Source organism: Modestobacter roseus, assembly GCF_007994135.1.
Taxonomy (GTDB): Bacteria; Actinomycetota; Actinomycetes; order Mycobacteriales; family Geodermatophilaceae; genus Modestobacter; species Modestobacter roseus.
The window spans coordinates 4,422,913-4,439,588 of sequence record NZ_VLKF01000001.1 but is presented as its reverse complement, the minus strand read 5'-3'; the positions used below and the strand labels follow the sequence as shown (position 1 = coordinate 4,439,588).

The following is a 16,676-nucleotide window of genomic DNA, read 5'->3' as shown; positions in this document are numbered from 1 at the left end:
GCCGGCGTCCGCGTCAGCCGGGCAGGACCCAGGTGTCCTTGCTGGCCGCGTCGTCGTCGGCCGGCAGGCCGTCCACGTCGGCCGCGACCCGGCTGAGCGGGGCGGGCAGCACCCGGGTGCTGCCCGCCCCGGCGACGGCGAACACCCGAAGGCCCGCCCGCCGCGGCCGCACGGTCCCGTCGACGACGGTGGGCACGGTCGAGGGCTCGACCGGCTCCCGGACGACGAACCGGTGGGGTGCGGCCTCCACCTCGGCGTGCAACTCGGCCAGCTCGGCCGCCGAGCACCGCGGGCCGTGCACCACGCCCTGCCCGCCGTAGCCGTCGACCGGCACCACGACCAGCTCGTGCAGCCGGTCGCGGACCTGGGCCAGGTGCGCGTCCTCGGCCAGTGACCAGGTGGGCACGCCGGCCAGCACCGGCTCCTCGGCCAGGTAGAAGCGGATCAGCTCGGGCACGTACCGGTGCAGTGCGGGGTCGTCCGCGACGCCGTTGCCCGGCACGTTGGCCAGGGTGAGCCGGCCGGCCCGCACCGCGTGCCCGGTCAGCACGCCCAGCGGCGGGCCGCCGGCGGTCAGGTGGCCGGCCAGCTCGCTCTCGTCCACCCGCCGGTACAGCACGTCGACCGGCACCCGCTCCCCGCGCACCTGGACGGCGACCCCGCCGGCCGGGGTCGCCCAGAGGGTGTCCGGGGTGGCCAGCGGCACGCCCAGCGCCTCGGCGAGCAGCCGGTGCTCGAACCAGCTGGTGCTGCCCGGCCCGTCGCTGAGCACCGCCAGCCCGGGAGCGCCGCTGCACGCCGGGGGCGCCGCCTCGACCAGGGCCGCCCGCAGCAGCGCGACCGCCCCGGCCGGGTCGGCCAGCCCGCGCGCCTCGGCGTCGGCGTAGAGGTCCGGCAGCGCGGCCCGGCCGCTGTCCCGGTCGGCCAGCGCGTAGCCGATGCCGACCGGCATCCGCGCGTCGTCGGCGAGCACCACCCAGCCGTCCGGGCCCTGGACGAGGTCGCACGCCAGCACGGTGGCCCGGGCCCGGGTCGGCGTGCCCAGGGCCACGGCCTCGGGGCGGTGGCCGGGGCTGGCGGTGACCAGCCGGGCGGGCACCACGCCGGCGCGCACCACCTCCGGGCCGCCGTCCGGGTCGCTGCGCCGTCGGCCGGCGGCGCGGTAGACGTCGGCGAGGAAGGCGTTCAGCGCGCGGGCGCGCTGCTCGACCCCGCGCGCGAGGTGCGCCCAGTCGGCGGCCGGGAGCAGCCGCGGCACCGGGCACATCGGCACCGGCCGCTCGGTGAACCGCCCGTCCAGCCAGCTGCCCTGCACGACGCCGCGCAGCCCGCGCTCCTGGGCGGTAGCGGCCGCGGTGGCGGCGATCCCCCCGGCGCCGAGCTCGTCGAGCACGCGCGCCACCGGGGACCACTCCGGGCGCACGCGGCCGGCGGCGTCGACCGCCTCGTCGGTGGCGGAGCCCGGGTAGCGCGCGAAGACGCCCGCGGTCTCGCTCATCGCCGGTCGTCTGCTGCGGGGTCGGCCGGGGGGCTGACCGGCGGGGAGCTCACAGCCAGCGATCGAACCACTCGGTGACCCGCTCCGACAGGTGCAGCACGTTCTCCCGACCCACGATCGTGTGACCCTCCCCCCGGAAGAGGAGCAGTTCGGCGGGGGCGCCGCAGTCGGCGGCGCGGCGGGCGGCGAGGGCCTGGTGGGCCTGCACGGACTCCAGCACCGGCACGTTGGTGTCCCGGTCTCCGTGGGTGAGCAGCACGGGGGCACGCAGCCGGTCCAGCATCGTCATCGGCGAGATCGAGGCGAGCATGTCCCGGTCGGTCACCGGGTCGCCGTACTCGGTGACCGACGCCGCCGCCATCCAGGGCTCGGTGCCGGCGAAGAAGGTGCGCAGGTCGCTCATCCCGGCCAGCGTGACGCCGGTGGCGAAGAGCTCCGGCCAGCGGGTGAGCGCGACCAGGGTGAGGTAACCGCCGTAGGACCACCCGTAGGCCCCGACGTGCCCGGGCAGCGCGATCCCGCTGGTGACCAGGTGGTCGACGGTGGCCGGGACGTCGGCGAAGGACGCCTCGCGGGCGTGCAGGTCGTCGGCGGCCATGAACGCGTGCCCGCGGCCGCCCGAGCCGCGCACGTTCGGGGCGAACACGGTGAGCCCGGCGGCGACCAGCGACTGGGCGAGCGGGGAGAACGCCGGCCGCTCCTGCCCCTCCGGCCCGCCGTGGAAGCTGACCACGGTCCGGTTGGGCCCGTCGACGCCGGGCGGGGTGTACAGCCACCCGTCGAGCTCGGTGCCGTCGGCGGACCGGTACTCCCGGCGCACCGGGGTGACCAGCAGGCGCGGGTCGGGCCAGTGCGGGGTGGACGGCAACGGGGCCGGCGCGTCCGTCTCCTCGTCCAGCGACACCCGGTACAGGGCGCGGGGCGCCGTCGGACCGGTCAGCTCGGCCAGCAGGGTCCGCCCGTCCGCGGCCAGCGACCAGCCGGGCATGACCGGCTCCGGCAGCGGCACCGACCGCACCAGGCCACCGTCGGCAACCCGGCGGAGCTCCAGCTGCGTGACGCCGTCGCGGTTCCACACGCAGACGACCGTGCCGTCCAGCCGGACGGCGTAGGCCTCCAGGTCGGCGTCCGGACGGGCGATGAGCACCTCCGCGTCCCCGGGGAGGCGGTCCTCGCCGTGCAGCGGCACCCGCAGCAGCGCGGTCCGGTCGCTGCGCGGCAGGCCGGGCCGGGGCGGGAGCGCGGCGCGCAGGAAGACCGCCGCGCCGTCGAGGGCGAACCGGCCGTCCTCGCTGGCCGCGCCGCCGGGGGCACCCAGCGGGATCACCCGCCGCTGCACGCCGGTGGCGACGTCGACGGTGACCACGTGCCGGTGCCCGCGCGGGCCACGGCGGGCCAGCACGGTGCGCTCGTCGGCGGCGACGGCGGTCACCGCGAGGAACCCGCCGCGGGCCAGCGTGCGGTGCGCCCCGCTGACCACGTCGACCAGCACCACGTCGGCGTCCGGGCCGTCGCCGGGGGCGATCGAGCAGACGTAGTGGCCCGGCTGCAGCGTCCAGCCACCGGCGAGCACGGTCGCCCGCGGGTCCTCCCCGGCGACCAGGTGCCGGTCGGTGCCGTCCGGGCGCACCGCCCACAGCTGCGCGCAGATCGACCCGCCCGGGCTGACCAGGTAGGCCAGCCACTCGCCGTCCGGTGACCAGGCGACCGAGACGACCTCCTCGTCCGCGGCCGACAGCACCGCCGGCGGGGTGTGCTGGTCCAGCGCGGCCACCTCGAGCCGGGGCAGCCCGGAGCGGTCGCTGACGTAGGCGATCCGGTCGCCGGTCGGCGCGAGCGCCGGGGTCCAGGCGCCGGAGGCCCCGGCGATCTCGGCGATGGCCAGCCGGACCGGGGTGGAGAGGCCGGTCCGGCGCAGCACGTCGGTCATGGCTCCTCCTCAGGTCGACGGTGGCCCGGGCGCCCCGGGCCGTCAGCAGAGTGGAGCAGACGCCGGCCGCACGCCCTTCCCCACCACGCCGCGAGCTGGCTCACACGCCGGTCAGCGGATCCCGTGCCGCTGCAGCCAGAGCTCCAGCAGACCCACCTGCCACAGCTGGTTGGCGCCCAGCGTGGTGCGGTGCGCGTTCGGCTCGGCGAGCAGCCGGTCGACGTGCTCGGGGCGGAACAGGCCGCGCTCCCGGGCCTCCGGTGCGTGCAGCGCCGCGCGCACCGTCTCCAGGTAGTCCCCGTGCAGGTCGATGATCGCCGGCACCGGGAAGTAGCCCTTGGGCCGGTCGATGACGTCGGCCGGGATCACCTTCCGGGCGGCGTCCTTGAGCACGCCCTTGCCGCCGTGGGCGAGCTTCAGCTCGGGCGGGACGGCGGCGGCGAGCTCGGCGAACTCGTGGTCCAGGAACGGCACGCGGGCCTCCAGGCCCCAGGCCATCGTCATGTTGTCGACCCGCTTCACCGGGTCGTCGACGAGCATCACCGTGGAGTCCAGCCGCAGCGCCTTGTCCAGCGTCGTCTCCGCGCCCGGCCGGGCGAAGTGGTCGGCGACCAGCTGCCGGCTGACGTCGTCGGCGGTGAGCCACTGCTCGGCGAGCACCTGGGCCAGCCGGCTGTGCGGCTGGTCGACGAAGTGCCGGGTGTAGGCGTCGACGGCCTGGTCGGCCGGGACGTCGGCCAGCGGCGGGTACCAGTCGTACCCGGCCATCACCTCGTCGGCGCCCTGGCCGCTCTGCACCACCTTCACGTGCTGGCTGACCTGCTGGGAGAGCAGGTAGAAGGCGACGGCGTCGTGGCTGACCTGCGGCTCGGCCATCGCGCCGATCGCCCCGTCGAGGCCGGCGTGCACGTCGGCGCTGGGGATCATCAGCCGGTGGTGGTCGGTCTCGAAGGTCTGCGCGACGACGTCGGAGTAGACGAACTCGTCGCCCGAGCGCTCACCGACCGCCTCGAAGCCGATGGAGAAGGTGGCCAGCCCCTTCTGCCCCTCCTCGGCGAGCAGGCCGACGACCAGGCTGGAGTCGATGCCGCCGGACAGCAGCACACCGACGGGCACGTCGGCGACCATCCGCCGGCGCACCGCCACGCGCAGCGAGTCGAGCACCCGCTCCTGCCACTCCACCGGGTGCAGGCCGGCGAGCTCCGGGCGCCGCTCGTGCACCGGGCGCCAGTACACCCAGTCGGTCTCGCGACCGTCGGGTTCGTAGGTGCGCACGGTCGCCGGCGGCAGCTTCCCGACCCCGGCCAGGATCGTGCGCGGCGCCGGGACGACGGCGTGGAAGGACATGTAGTGGTGCAGCGCCACCGGGTCGATGGTGGTGTCCACCCCGCCGGCGCGGACCAGCGCGGGCAGCGACGAGGCGAACCGGAGCCGGCCGGGCCCACGGCTGAGGTACAGCGGCTTGATCCCGAAGCGGTCGCGGGCCATGACCACGCGCCCGGTGTCCCGCTCGACGACGACGAAGGCGAACATCCCCAGGAAGCGCTCGACGCACTCGCGGCCCCAGCGGTGGTAGGCCTTGAGCACCACCTCGGTGTCGGAGGTGGAGAAGAAGCGGTAGCCGGCGGCCTGCAGCTCGGCGCGCAGCTCCTTGTAGTTGTAGATGATCCCGTTGAAGACCATCGTCAACCCGAGCTCGGCGTCCACCATCGGCTGCGCCCCGGCGTCGGTCAGGTCGATGATCTTCAGCCGCCGGTGGCCCAGCGCGACCGGCCCGGCCTGCCAGCCACCCGAGCCGTCCGGCCCCCGCCGCTGCAGCTGGTCGCACATCGCGGCCACGGCCGCCATGTCGGCCACGCCGCCGTCGAACCGGACCTCACCGGAGATGCCGCACACGTGCTCCCCTTCCGCTCGTCGCGGAGGCGCCGCACCGCGCCGTCCGTCGGACCACCATCCCCCGCGGGTGTTTCCAGCACATGACCCGGGCGGGGGCTCGGCGAACGCCGAAGGGTCCATTCTGGTCGAGCCGTCAGCAGCCTGCGACCGCACCGTCGCCCTGGGTCGGGGCGACCCGGGTGCACGACGGACCTCGTTGTCGAGCCGACGCGCCGGGCCGGGCGTGTCCGTGGCGCGGGTCGCCCGGGCGGGCGATAGCGTGACCGGGGTCCGCTCCCCCGGCTCGCACCGGAACCTGCTGGAGGTCGCCCCTCATGCGCGCCCTGCGCTTCGTGGCTCTCTCCGACGACGGCAAGAACCTGGTGCTCGCCGCCGAGCCGGCGCCCACCTCCGACGGGTCGGACGCGGCGGAGGACGGCGAGCGGTTCGAGCTGCCCGTCGACGACCGGCTGCGGGCCGTGCTGGCCGGGGAGTCCCGCCGCACCGGTCAGCCGCCGGCCGACGAGCTGCCCCCGCGGGTCATCCAGGCCCGCATCCGGGCCGGGGAGTCCCCGGAGGAGGTCGCACGGGCCTCCGGCACGCGGGTCGAGCGGATCATGCGCTTCGCCTACCCGGTGCTCCAGGAGCGCGCACGGGTCGCCGAGCAGGCCCGCGAGGCGCGGGTCCGGCTCTCCGACGGCACCCCGGGCGTCCCGCTCGAGGAGTACATGTCCGAGCGGCTGCGGCTGCTGGGCACCGACGTCGACGCGATCAGCTGGGACGCCCACCGCAGCGAGGACGGCTCGTGGCAGGTGCGCGCCGACTGGGACACCGGCGCCACGTCCGGCGGCACGCGCTGGCGCTACGACATCCCCGCCAAGTCGGTGACGCCGGTCGACGCCGCCACCACCGACTTCGCCGAGGGCACCCGGCTGGTCCGGGTCGTGCCGGACGTCCCGGCCGGGCTGCCGCCCGCACCGGCCGGCCGCCGCGGCATCTCCGTGGTGCGTGCCGGGGAGGACCAGGCACCCGCTCCCGACGAGCAGCACCTCGCCGAGGACGCGCCGCCGGACGCCGACGGGGACCACCTCGACTCCCCCGCCGCCGGGGCCGTGCCCGTTCCCGGAGCCGCTGCGCCCGCTCGGACCGGCGTGCCGGGAACCGAGCCGGGCACCGACCCCGACACCCAGGACACCGTGGTGCTCGGCCGCCTCGCCGAGCCGGACGTCGACGGCGCCACCGAGTTCGAGGACGAGGACGACCCGCGGGCCCGGATCCCGGCCTGGGAGGACATCGTCTTCGGGGTCCGCCGGCGCCGCTGAGGACGGCCCTCCCCAATCGGATCGAGATCGTCGGTCCCTCGGCATAACCTGCGCTGGCCATGACCGAGACCCCCGCCCCCGCCGAGACCGACCGGGGGCGGCTCACCGCGCTGACGCGGCTGTGGCCCTTCGCCCGCCCCTACCGCCGCCTCATCGCGCTGACCTTCACGGCGGCGTTGCTGGCCAGCCTCGCCCAGCTTGCGGTACCGCTCCTGGTCCCGCCGATCGTCGAGGGGCCCATCGCCGACGGCGACCGCGGCGCGCTCCTGCCGCTGCTGGGGCTGGCCCTGCTGTTCGGGCTGGCGGAGGCGGCGCTGTTCTTCCTCCGCCGCTGGGCGATGAACGTCAGCAGCCTGCAGATCGAGCGCGACCTGCGCGACGCCCTGTACCAGCGGCTGCAGCGGCTCCCGGTCGCCTTCCACGAGGGCTGGTCCTCGGGGCAGCTGCTCTCCCGCGCCACCTCCGACGTCGCCACCATCCGGCGCTTCGTCGGGTTCGGGGCGGTCTTCCTGCTGGTGAACCTGATCACCTGCATCGTCGTCGGCGCCCTGCTGGTCGCCATCCACTGGCCGCTGGGCCTGGCCGTGCTGGCCACCAGTGCCCCGCTGGTGGTCTTCGGGGCGCGCTGGGAGAAGCGCTACAACACCGAGTCGCGCCTGGTGCAGGACGAGCAGGGCGAGCTGGCCACCGACGTGGAGGAGGCGGTGCAGGGCATCCGGGTGGTCCGGTCGCTGGGCCGCAGCGGCCTGGTCTTCGGCCGCTACGACCGCAAGGCCGTGCGGCTGCGGGAGCTGCAGCTGGGCAAGGTCCGCACGCTGGCGCTGATCTGGTGCCTGTTCGAGTTCCACCCGCAGGTCACCCTCGCGATGATCCTGGTGGGCGGCGCCCTGGCGGTGAACAGCGGCGCGCTGACCGCCGGCGCGCTGATCGGGTTCATCGCCCTGTTCACCGTGCTGCTGTGGCCGATCCTCTCCCTCGGGTTCCTGCTGGCCCAGGCCCAGGAGGCGGCCAGCGCCTGCGACCGGATCGGCGAGCTGCTCGACGCCGAACTGACGGTCACCGACCGCCCCGGGGTGCATCCGCAGCCGGTGGGCACGCCGGCGCGGCTGCGCTTCGAGGACGTCTCCTTCCGCTTCCCCGGCACCGGCGACCCGGTGCTGCGCGGCATCGACCTCGAGATCGCCCCCGGGGAGACGGTCGCGCTGGTGGGCGCGACCGGGTCGGGCAAGACGACGGCGACCGCGCTGGTGGCCCGGCTGTACGACGTCACGGGCGGGCGGGTGACCCTCGACGGCCACGACGTCCGCGACCTGCCGCTGGACCAGCTGCGCCGCGTGGTGGCCACCGCGTTCGAGGAGGCCACCCTCTTCTCGATGAGCGTGCGGGAGAACGTCACGCTGGGCCGGCCCGGCGCCGGCGACGCCGAGGTCGAGGAGGCGCTGCGGGTCGCGCAGGCCGGGTTCGTGCACGACCTGCCCTGGGGCCTGGACACCCGGATCGGCGAGCAGGGCCTGTCGCTGTCCGGCGGCCAGCGGCAGCGGCTGGCGCTGGCCCGCGCGGTGCTCGGGCGGCCGTCGGTGCTGGTGCTCGACGACCCGCTGTCCGCGCTCGACGTGCACACCGAGGCGCTGGTCGAGCGCGCGCTGCGCGAGGTGCTCGCCGAGACGACGGCGCTGGTGGTCGCCCACCGGGCCTCGACCGTGCTGCTGGCCGACCGGGTGGCGCTGCTGCAGGACGGCCGGATCACCGCGGTGGGCCCGCACGGCGAGCTGCTGGCCACCGTGCCGGCCTACCGCGAGCTGCTCTCCTCGGCGCCGGAGCTCGCCGGGGCCGGCGAGGGAGGTGCCCGGTGACCACCCCCGGGACCGGCGCGGGCGCCGCGACCTCCCCGGCGGCGCGCCGGCCGACGCGCACGCCGACTGGCGCGGCGTCGCCGCGGAGGACGCCGGGGAGCTGAGCACCTCCGCCAGCACGTTCCTGCGCGGCCGCTCCCGCCGGCTGCTGGGCGAGCTGCTCCGCCCGCACCGCCGGGCGCTGTGGGCGCTGCTGGCGGTCATCGTGGCGCAGAACGCCGCCTGGCTGGCCGGCCCGCTGCTCATCGGCATCGGCGTCGACGTCGCGCTGCCGGCGCTGGTCGACGGCGATGCCTGGCCCCTGGTCTGGGTCACCGCCGCGATGGTCGGCGCCGCCTGCGCCGACGCCGGGCTCCGCTACGTGTTCCTGACCGGCTCCGGCCGGGTCGGCCAGGCCGTGCTGCTGACCCTGCGCCGGAGGGTGTTCACCCACGTGCAGCACCTGCCGCTGTCCTTCCACGAGCGGTACACCTCGGGGAAGACGATCAGCCGGCTGACCAGCGACGTGGAGGCGCTCGCCGAGCTGCTCGACGAGGGGCTGGACGGGCTGCTCACCGCGCTGTTCAGCGTCGTCGGCATCGGCGTCGTCCTGCTGGTGCTCGACCTGCCGCTCGGGCTGGTCGCCCTGCTCGGCTTCCCCGCGCTGTTCCTCATCGGCCGGTGGTTCCAGCGCAACTCGACGATCGCCTACCGCCGCACCCGGGAGACCGTCGCGGCGCTGATCGTGCAGTTCACCGAGACCTTCGGGGGCATCCGTGCCGTGCAGGCGTTCCGCCGCGAGCCGCGCAACGACGAGCTGCACACCGAGCTGAACGAGGCCAACCGGCGCGCCCACCACCACGCCTTCTGGCTGATCGCGGTCTTCGTGCCGGCGGTCACCACGGTGGCGAACCTGGTCACCGTCGGCGTGCTCGGCTACGGCGCGCTGCGGGTGATCGACGGCGACCTCGCGGTCGGCGTCCTGCTGTCCTTCCTGCTCTACCTGCGCCGGTTCTTCGACCCGCTGCAGGACATCGCGATGTTCTACAACAGCTACCAGTCGGCCAGCGCCGCGCTGGAGAAGCTCTCCGGGGTGCTCGAGGAGCGCTCGACGGTGCCCGAGCCGGCCGATCCGACCCCGCTCCCCTCCCCCGCCGGGGAGCTGGTCTTCGACGAGGTGCGCTTCGGCTACGGCGCGGCCACCGTGCTCCCGGAGCTGGACCTGACGATCCCGGCCGGGCAGACCGTCGCCCTGGTCGGCGCCACCGGCGCCGGGAAGTCGACCCTGGCCCGGCTCGCGGCCCGTTTCTACGACCCGCTCGCCGGGCAGGTGCGGCTGGACGGGGTGCCGCTGGACCGGTTGGCCGACGCCGACCTGCGCCGGGCGGTGGTCATGGTCACCCAGGAGAGCTTCCTGTTCTCCGGCTCGATCGCCGACAACATCGGGTTCGGCCGCCCGGACGCCACCCGCGCGGAGGTCGAGGAGGCCGCCCGGGCGATCGGCGCCGACACCTTCATCCGGGCACTGCCCGAGGGGTACGACACCGACGTCCGCAAGCGAGGCGGCCGGCTGTCGGCCGGGCAGCGGCAGCTGGTCAGCTTCGCCCGCGCCTTCCTCGCCGACCCGGCGGTGCTGGTGCTCGACGAGGCCACCAGCTCCCTCGACGTGCCCAGCGAGCGCCTGGTGCAGCGGGCCCTGCAGACCCTGCTGGCCGACCGGACGGCGCTGATCATCGCCCACCGGCTCTCCACGGTGGAGATCGCCGACCGGGTGCTGGTGATGGAGGCCGGGCAGGTGGTCGAGGACGGCGCGCCCGCCGAGCTGATCACCGGCACCGGCCGGTTCGCCGGCCTGCACCGCGCCTGGGCCGACAGCCTGGCGTGACGCGCGCCGAGGAACAGCGTGTCCACGATGATCGTTCCGGGTAGTGGACCGGTCGGCGGACGCGAGCGGTGCCGGGACCTCCGGCCACCGACGACCAGACCGGCCCGGAACGGAGGACGACGTGTCAGCTTCGGTCTCGATGCCGCTCGGCGGCGTGCAGGTGGGGTCCTACGACGACTACCAGCAGGCCCAGCGCGCGGTGGACCACCTCTCCGACCAGAAGTTCCCGGTGGAGAACGTGACGATCATCGGCAGCGACCTGCGGCTGGTGGAGAAGGTCACCGGCCGGCTCACCTGGGGCCGGGCGATCGGCGCGGGCGCGGCCAGCGGCGCCTGGTTCGGTCTGTTCGTCGGCCTGCTGCTGGGCATCTTCGCCCCCGACGGCAGCAGCTGGATCGGCTCGGTGCTCACCGGTCTGCTGATCGGTCTGGTCTTCGGCGCGGTGTTCGCCGCGGTGGGCTACGCGGCCACCGGTGGCCGGCGCGACTTCACCAGCACCAGCAAGACGGTGGCCGGCCGCTACGACGTGATGTGCAACCCGCAGTACGCCGAGGAGGCGCGCGCCGAGCTGGCGCGGCTGTCCCTGCGCGGCTGATCGGCAGCGGGACGGCGGCCCGCGGGCCGTCGTCCCGCTCGGGTCACCAGCCGCCACCCATGCTGGTGCGGTGCCCCTGGGTGTCGGCGCCGCGGTGGGCGTCGACGTCGCCGCGCACCGCGGCACGGCTCACGCCGCGTCCCACGTCGCCGTTCACCCGGGCTCCCCGGGCCTTCGCGCGCCGGTCCATCCACCACGCGCCGCCCAGCAGCACGGCCAGCACCAGCCCGGTGACCACCCAGAACGTCATGCCGGAACGGTAGGGGCGCGCAACGCCGTACGCCAGTGCCCGGCCGGACGGGTCAGCGCAGCGTCGCGAAGGCGATCGCCGCCGCGGCGGCCACGCCCAGGGAGTCCACCCCGGCGCGCATCGGGATCCGGGCCCGCACCCGCGCGGCGGTCCTGGCCGCCTCGGTGAGCCCGGGCCCCTCGGCGCCGAGCAGCACCGCGGTGCGCGGGGAGGCGGCGAGGTCCACCTCGCCGAGGTCGACGGCGTCGTCCGCGGGGGTGAGCGCGACCGTGAGGTACCCGGCCTCGTGCAGCCGGTCCAGGCCGCCCGGCCAGTCGCCCAGCACCGCGATCGGCAGCGACAGCACGTGGCCCATGGAGACCCGCACGCACCGCCGGTAGAGCGGGTCGGCGCAGGTCGGGTCCAGCAGCAGGCCGTCGACGCCCAGCGCCATCGCCGAGCGGGCGATCGAGCCGATGTTCTCGTGGTCGTTCAGCCCTTCCAGCACCGCCAGCCGGCGCGGCGCGGCCGGGTCGGGGCCGGCCAGCAGCTCGTCGAGGTCCGCCGGGGGCAGCCGGTCGGCCGAGGCGAGCACGCCCCGGGTCAACCGGAAACCGATGACGTCCGACAGCACCCACCGGTCCGCCTCGTAGGCGGCCACGCCGTCCGGGAGGTCCAGCGCGGACACCCGCCCGGGGATGCCGAAGACGCTGCGCACCGGGTAGGGCGAGGCGAGCAGGCGCTCGACGGCGGGGACGCCCTCCACGATCACCGGCCCGGTGCCCCGCTCGGTGCCGGGCCGGCGGTCGCCGGCGACCAGGTCGCGGAAGTCGGCGACCCGCTCGTCGGCCGGGTCGGTGATCAGCAGGGGGTCGACGGGCACGGCGCCGATCATCCCCGTCGCCCCGCCGCCTCCAGCGCGCGGGACGGCGACGGGCACCGCAGGATCGCTCCGTGGCCTCCTCCTCCCTGAAGACCGTCGTCGTCGGCGCGGGCATCTCCGGCATCGCCTGCGCCCGGGAGCTCGCGTCGGCCGGCCGGCCGGTGCAGGTGCTCGACCGGGGACGCCGGCCGGGTGGGCGGATGGGCGGCCGCACCCTGCACGGTCGACCGGTCGACCTGGGCGCGTCCTACCTGACCGCGGGCGACGACTCGCCCCTGCGGCCCCTGGTCGACGACTGGGTGCGCCGCGGGCTGGCCCACCCGTGGACCGACACCTTCGCCGTCGCCGGCCCGGACGGGATCGAGCGGACGACGTCCGGGCCGGTGCGCTACGGCACCCCCGGCGGGCTGCGCAGCCTCGTGGTGGACCTCGCCGAGGGCCTCGACGTGGTCCCCGAGCACGCGGTCAGCGCCGTCACCGGCGGCGACACCCCCACGGTGGACGGCGACCCGGTGGCCACGGCGGTGCTGGCCCTGCCCGACCCGCAGGCGGCCCGGCTGCTGGCCACGGGCGACCCGGTGCGCGCCCGGCTGGACGCCGACGGCTGGCGCCCCGCCGTCGCCGTCGCGCTCGGCTGGCCCGACCGGCGCTGGCCGGCCGACCTGCACGGCGTCTTCGTGCACGACCACCCCGACCTGGAATGGGTCGCCGACGACGGCGCCCGGCGCGGGGACGGCGCCCCGGTGCTGGTCGCGCACACCACCGCGGAGCTGGCCGCCCGGCACCTGGACGCCCCCGAGGGCGTGGTCCCGGCGGTGGTCGCCGCCCTCCAGCAGGTGCTGGGCGTGACCGGGGAACCGGACTGGACGCACGCGCACCGCTGGGCGATGGCCCGGCCGGGGTCGCCCCGGGAGGAGCCCTTCCTGCTGCACGAGGGCCTCGGGGTGTGCGGCGACGGCTGGTCCGCGCCGCCGAAGGTGGAGAGCGCGTTCCGGTCCGGCACCGAACTGGGCCGGGCGCTGGCCGCGCGCCGCTGACCCCACCGGGTCCACCCTCCCGGGGGAGCCCGCCGGTGACGGACCTGCGGGCGCACACCGATCGGGCCGATGCACTCGGGGTGTCGAGCCGCACCCCACCCGTGGCCGGGGGGACCCCCGCCCGGTGGGGTGTGTTCCCGCGGCTCGCCGTCGGCATGGCGCTGCTGGGTCTGGCCATGGGCGCGGTGTTCCCGCTGTTCGCCGAGCTGCTGGGCGTGCCGGCCCGGTACGCCGGTGCTCCCTCGTTCCGCACCGCCTGCCTGGCCGCCGGGCTCGTCCTGGGCGGCGCCAACTGGCTGCTGGTGCGCGTGCTGATCGGCCGCCGGCTGAGGGTGCTCGCCGGCCGGCTGACCACCGTGGCCCGGATCGTCGGTGACCCGGTGACCGGCGACGGGCCCCGCACGGCGCTGGACCTGCCGGTGGAGTCCGCCGACGACCTGGGCGCGACGGCCGCGGCCTTCAACTCCCTCCTCACCGCGCTGGAACGCGAGCGCCGCTTCCGGTCGGTGGTGCACGCCACCAGTGACGTCATGGCCCTGCTCAACCCGGCCGGGGAGATCGCGTTCGTCTCCGACTCGATCACCGACGTGCTCGGCTGGGCGCGGGAGGACGTCCTCGGCCAGCGGGTGCGGGACCTGCTGCACGCCGAGGACGGTGACCTGTTCACCCCGGCCGGCGCCCCGATCACCCGGGACCAGGCCCGGGACCAGGTGTTCGTGGTGCAGGTCCGGCACCGGGACGGCGGCTGGCGGCACCTGGAGATCAGCTCGTCCGACCGCCGCGACGACCCGGTGATCGGCGGCGTGCTGCTGACCGCCCGGGACGTCACCGAGCGCCTGGAGCTGCAGCGCCGGCTCTCCTTCCAGGCCACCCACGACGACCTCACCGGCCTGCCGAACCGGGCCGCGGTGCTCGACCGGGCCGATGCACTGCTCAGCGACCCGCGCGGGGGCGGCCGGCTGGCCGTGGTGTTCCTGGACCTGGACGGCTTCAAGGAGGTCAACGACACCCTGGGCCACGGGCACGGCGACCAGCTGCTGGCCCAGGTGGGCCCCCGGCTGCGCCCGCTGGTGCGCGACACCGACCTGGTGGGCCGGCTCGGCGGCGACGAGTTCGCCGTCCTGATGCCCGGGGTGAGCGCGGCGGAGGCCGTCTCGGCCGCCACCCGGCTGCGCGCGGCGCTCCAGCAGCCGTTCCCGGTCGAGGGGCACGAGCTGGACGTCGACGCGAGCCTGGGCATCGCCGTCTCGGGGCCGGACGCCGCCGACACCGGGACGCTCTTCCGCCAGGCCGACATCGCGATGTACCGCGCGAAGGCCGGTCGCACGGGGGTCGCCCTCTTCGACGCTTGACGTCCCCGGCCTCGGATGCTGAACTCATCACACGTTGAGTTCATCAGCCGTTGAGTTCTGGAGGCCGGCATGGACGCCGTCACCGTCACCGATCTCGTCGTGCACCGCGGCGGCCGCCGGGTGCTGCACGGACTGGACTTCGCCGCGCCGCCCGGTCAGGTCACCGGCCTGCTGGGGCCCAGTGGCAGCGGGAAGACGACGCTGCTGCGCGCCGTCGTCGGCGTGCAGCGGACCACGTCGGGGCAGGTCGCCGTGCTCGGCGAGCCGGCCGGGGCGCGGTCGCTGCGCAGCCGGGTCGGCTACGTGACCCAGGCGCCGAGCGTCTACGCCGACCTGACCGTGCGGGAGAACACCCGGCACTTCGCCGCCCTGGCCGGCCGGGCCGCGGCCGACGCCGACGCCGCGCTGGACGACGTCGGCCTGGGCGCGGCGGCCCAGCAGCTGGTCGGCGACCTCTCCGGCGGGCAACGCGGACGCGTCTCGCTGGCCTGCGCCCTGGTCGCCCGGCCGGCCCTGCTGGTGCTCGACGAGCCCACCGTGGGGCTGGACCCGGTGCTCCGGGTCGAGCTGTGGGAGCTGTTCCACCGCCTCGCCGAAGGCGGGACGACGCTGCTGGTCTCCAGCCACGTGATGGACGAGGCCGGCCGCTGCGACCGGCTGCTGCTGCTGCGCGACGGGCGGCTGCTCAGCGACTCCACGCCCGCGCAGCTGCGCGCCGAGGCCGGCACCGACGACCTCGAGCAGGCGTTCCTGACCCTGATCCACCGGGCCGGGCAGGTGGCGGCATGACCGCCCCGCTGCACCCTGCCCCGTTGCACCCGGCTCCGTTGCACCCCGCCCCCTTGCACCCGGGTCTGGCCGGCGCCACCGCCGTCCGGGTGCTGCGGCAGCTGCGGCACGACCACCGCACGGTCGCCATGCTCCTGGTGCTCCCCAGCGCGCTGCTCGGGCTGCTGTACCTGGTCTACGCCGAGGTCCCCACCGCGCCCGGGCAGCCGGACACCTTCGACCGGGTGGGGCTGACCATGCTCGGCGTGCTGCCGTTCGTGGTGATGTTCCTGGTCACCAGCATCGCGATGCTGCGGGAACGCACCACCGGCACCCTCGAGCGGCTGCTCACCACCCCGCTGTCCCGGGGTGACCTGCTGCTGGGCTACGGCACCGCCTTCGGGCTGACCGCGGCGGCCCAGGCGGTGGTGACGGTGACCGTCGCGACCACCCTGTACGACCTGGACGTCGCCGGTCCGGTGGTGCTCGTGGTGCTGATCGCCGTCGTCGACGCGGTGCTCGGCGTCGCCCTCGGGCTGCTGGCCAGCGCGTTCGCCCGCAGCGAGTTCCAGGCGGTCCAGTTCATGCCGGTCGTGGTGCTGCCGCAGTTCTTCCTGTGCGGGCTGCTCGTGCCGCGGGAGCAGCTGGCCGGCTGGCTGCAGGGGGTGAGCGACGCGCTCCCGCTGACCTACGCGGTCGACGCACTGCAGGAGGTCGGCGGCTCCCCCACCGCGACGGGCACCATGTGGGCCGACGTCGCCGTCGTGGCCGGCGCCGCGCTGCTGGCCCTCGGGCTGGCGGCGACCACCCTGCGGAGGAGGACCAGCTGAGCGACCCCGCCCCCCGCCGTCGGCCCTCCGGCCGACGGCCCGGCAACCCCGGCACCCGGGAGGCGGTGCTGGCCGCGGCCCGCGACGCCTTCGCCGAGCGGGGCTTCGACGGCGCCTCCATCCGGCTGATCGCCACCGCGGCCGGCGTCGACCCGGCGCTGGTGCACCACTACTTCGGCAGCAAGGACAAGCTCTTCGTCGCCGCGGTCGAGGCACCGGCCGACCCGGCGGACCTGCTGCCCGAGGTGCTCGCCGGCGGCCCCGACGAGCTCGGCGCGAACGTCGTCCGGATGCTGCTGCGGGTGTGGGACGGCCCGGCCCGCGCCGGCGGGCTGGCGCTGGTGCGCTCGGCGGTGAGCAACGAGTGGACCGCCCGGCTGCTGCGGGAGTTCCTCACCGCCCAGGTGCTCCGCCGGGTGGTGGGCACCCTGGACCTGCCGCCGGCCGAGGCGGAGGCGCGAGGCGCGCTGGTGGCGTCGCAGCTGGTCGGGGTGGTGATGACCCGCTACGTGCTGCGGATCGAGCCGCTCGCCTCCGCACCACCCGAGGAGCTGGTGGCCGCGATCGGGCCGACCGTCCAGCGGTACCTGACCGGTCCGGTGGAGCTGCCGGGGATCGGGCCGGCCACCGCCTAGGCTCC

At 76.0% G+C, this 16,676-nt stretch carries 14 protein-coding genes; 9 read left to right on the top strand and 5 right to left on the bottom strand.

All coding sequences use genetic code 11. The annotated features are described in order from the left end of the window. Positions 1-13: 13 nt before the first annotated feature. From JD78_RS21215 to JD78_RS21205, 3 genes are all read right to left on the bottom strand, one after another. Positions 14-1,498 (bottom strand): circularly permuted type 2 ATP-grasp protein, encoded by a 1,485-nt coding sequence (locus tag JD78_RS21215; protein ID WP_153357988.1) that lies wholly within the window; start codon positions 1,496-1,498, stop codon positions 14-16. Between the two features lie 49 nt (positions 1,499-1,547). Further along, a complete protein-coding gene (locus JD78_RS21210; RefSeq protein WP_153357985.1) occupies positions 1,548-3,428 on the bottom strand; it encodes a S9 family peptidase in 1,881 nt (626 codons plus the stop codon). 111 nt (positions 3,429-3,539) lie between these two features. Next, the gene (locus JD78_RS21205) at positions 3,540-5,324 is read right to left on the bottom strand and encodes an N-acetylglutaminylglutamine amidotransferase (protein WP_153357983.1); all 1,785 of its coding nucleotides are present in this window, start codon (positions 5,322-5,324) and stop codon (positions 3,540-3,542) included. A 314-nt stretch (positions 5,325-5,638) separates the two neighbouring features. Between JD78_RS21205 and JD78_RS21200 the strand changes: the two genes are divergently transcribed. The 4 genes from JD78_RS21200 to JD78_RS21185 all read left to right on the top strand — a co-directional run bounded on the left by JD78_RS21200 (position 5,639) and on the right by JD78_RS21185 (position 10,937). Then, positions 5,639-6,625 (top strand): DUF3071 domain-containing protein, encoded by a 987-nt coding sequence (locus tag JD78_RS21200; RefSeq protein WP_153357980.1) that lies wholly within the window; start codon positions 5,639-5,641, stop codon positions 6,623-6,625. Between the two features lie 59 nt (positions 6,626-6,684). After that, entirely contained in the window at positions 6,685-8,478 is a 1,794-nt protein-coding gene (locus JD78_RS21195) for an ABC transporter ATP-binding protein (RefSeq protein WP_153357977.1), read from the top strand. Then, a complete protein-coding gene (locus JD78_RS21190; RefSeq protein WP_166521390.1) occupies positions 8,468-10,342 on the top strand; it encodes an ABC transporter ATP-binding protein in 1,875 nt (624 codons plus the stop codon). Before JD78_RS21195 ends, JD78_RS21190 begins: the two co-directional genes overlap by 11 nt. A 121-nt stretch (positions 10,343-10,463) precedes the next feature. Next, on the top strand, positions 10,464-10,937 hold the full coding sequence (locus JD78_RS21185; protein ID WP_228394975.1) for a YflT domain-containing protein: 474 nt from the start codon (positions 10,464-10,466) through the stop codon (positions 10,935-10,937). 43 nt (positions 10,938-10,980) lie between these two features. Here JD78_RS21185 and JD78_RS21180 read toward each other — a convergent pair whose 3' ends face one another. Both JD78_RS21180 and JD78_RS21175 read right to left on the bottom strand, forming a co-directional pair. Next, the gene (locus JD78_RS21180; RefSeq protein WP_153357971.1) at positions 10,981-11,187 is read right to left on the bottom strand and encodes a hypothetical protein; all 207 of its coding nucleotides are present in this window, start codon (positions 11,185-11,187) and stop codon (positions 10,981-10,983) included. Between the two features lie 52 nt (positions 11,188-11,239). Further along, complete coding sequence (locus JD78_RS21175) at positions 11,240-12,049, bottom strand: TrmH family RNA methyltransferase (protein ID WP_228394974.1); 810 nt, start codon at positions 12,047-12,049, stop codon at positions 11,240-11,242. Between the two features lie 71 nt (positions 12,050-12,120). Between JD78_RS21175 and JD78_RS21170 the strand changes: the two genes are divergently transcribed. The 5 genes from JD78_RS21170 to JD78_RS21150 all read left to right on the top strand — a co-directional run bounded on the left by JD78_RS21170 (position 12,121) and on the right by JD78_RS21150 (position 16,671). Then, the gene (locus JD78_RS21170; RefSeq protein ID WP_153357969.1) at positions 12,121-13,086 is read left to right on the top strand and encodes an NAD(P)/FAD-dependent oxidoreductase; all 966 of its coding nucleotides are present in this window, start codon (positions 12,121-12,123) and stop codon (positions 13,084-13,086) included. Positions 13,087-13,121: 35 nt separating this feature from the next. After that, positions 13,122-14,438, top strand: a complete 1,317-nt coding sequence (locus JD78_RS21165) for a sensor domain-containing diguanylate cyclase (protein WP_153357966.1) — start codon at positions 13,122-13,124, stop codon at positions 14,436-14,438. 69 nt (positions 14,439-14,507) lie between these two features. Further along, positions 14,508-15,227 (top strand): ABC transporter ATP-binding protein, encoded by a 720-nt coding sequence (locus JD78_RS21160; RefSeq protein WP_153357963.1) that lies wholly within the window; start codon positions 14,508-14,510, stop codon positions 15,225-15,227. After that, positions 15,224-16,036 (top strand): ABC transporter permease, encoded by an 813-nt coding sequence (locus JD78_RS21155; RefSeq protein WP_208104177.1) that lies wholly within the window; start codon positions 15,224-15,226, stop codon positions 16,034-16,036. The genes JD78_RS21160 and JD78_RS21155 overlap by 4 nt, the downstream gene beginning before the upstream one ends. 65 nt (positions 16,037-16,101) lie before the next feature. Next, entirely contained in the window at positions 16,102-16,671 is a 570-nt protein-coding gene (locus JD78_RS21150; protein WP_208104176.1) for a TetR/AcrR family transcriptional regulator, read from the top strand. Positions 16,672-16,676: the final 5 nt, after the last annotated feature.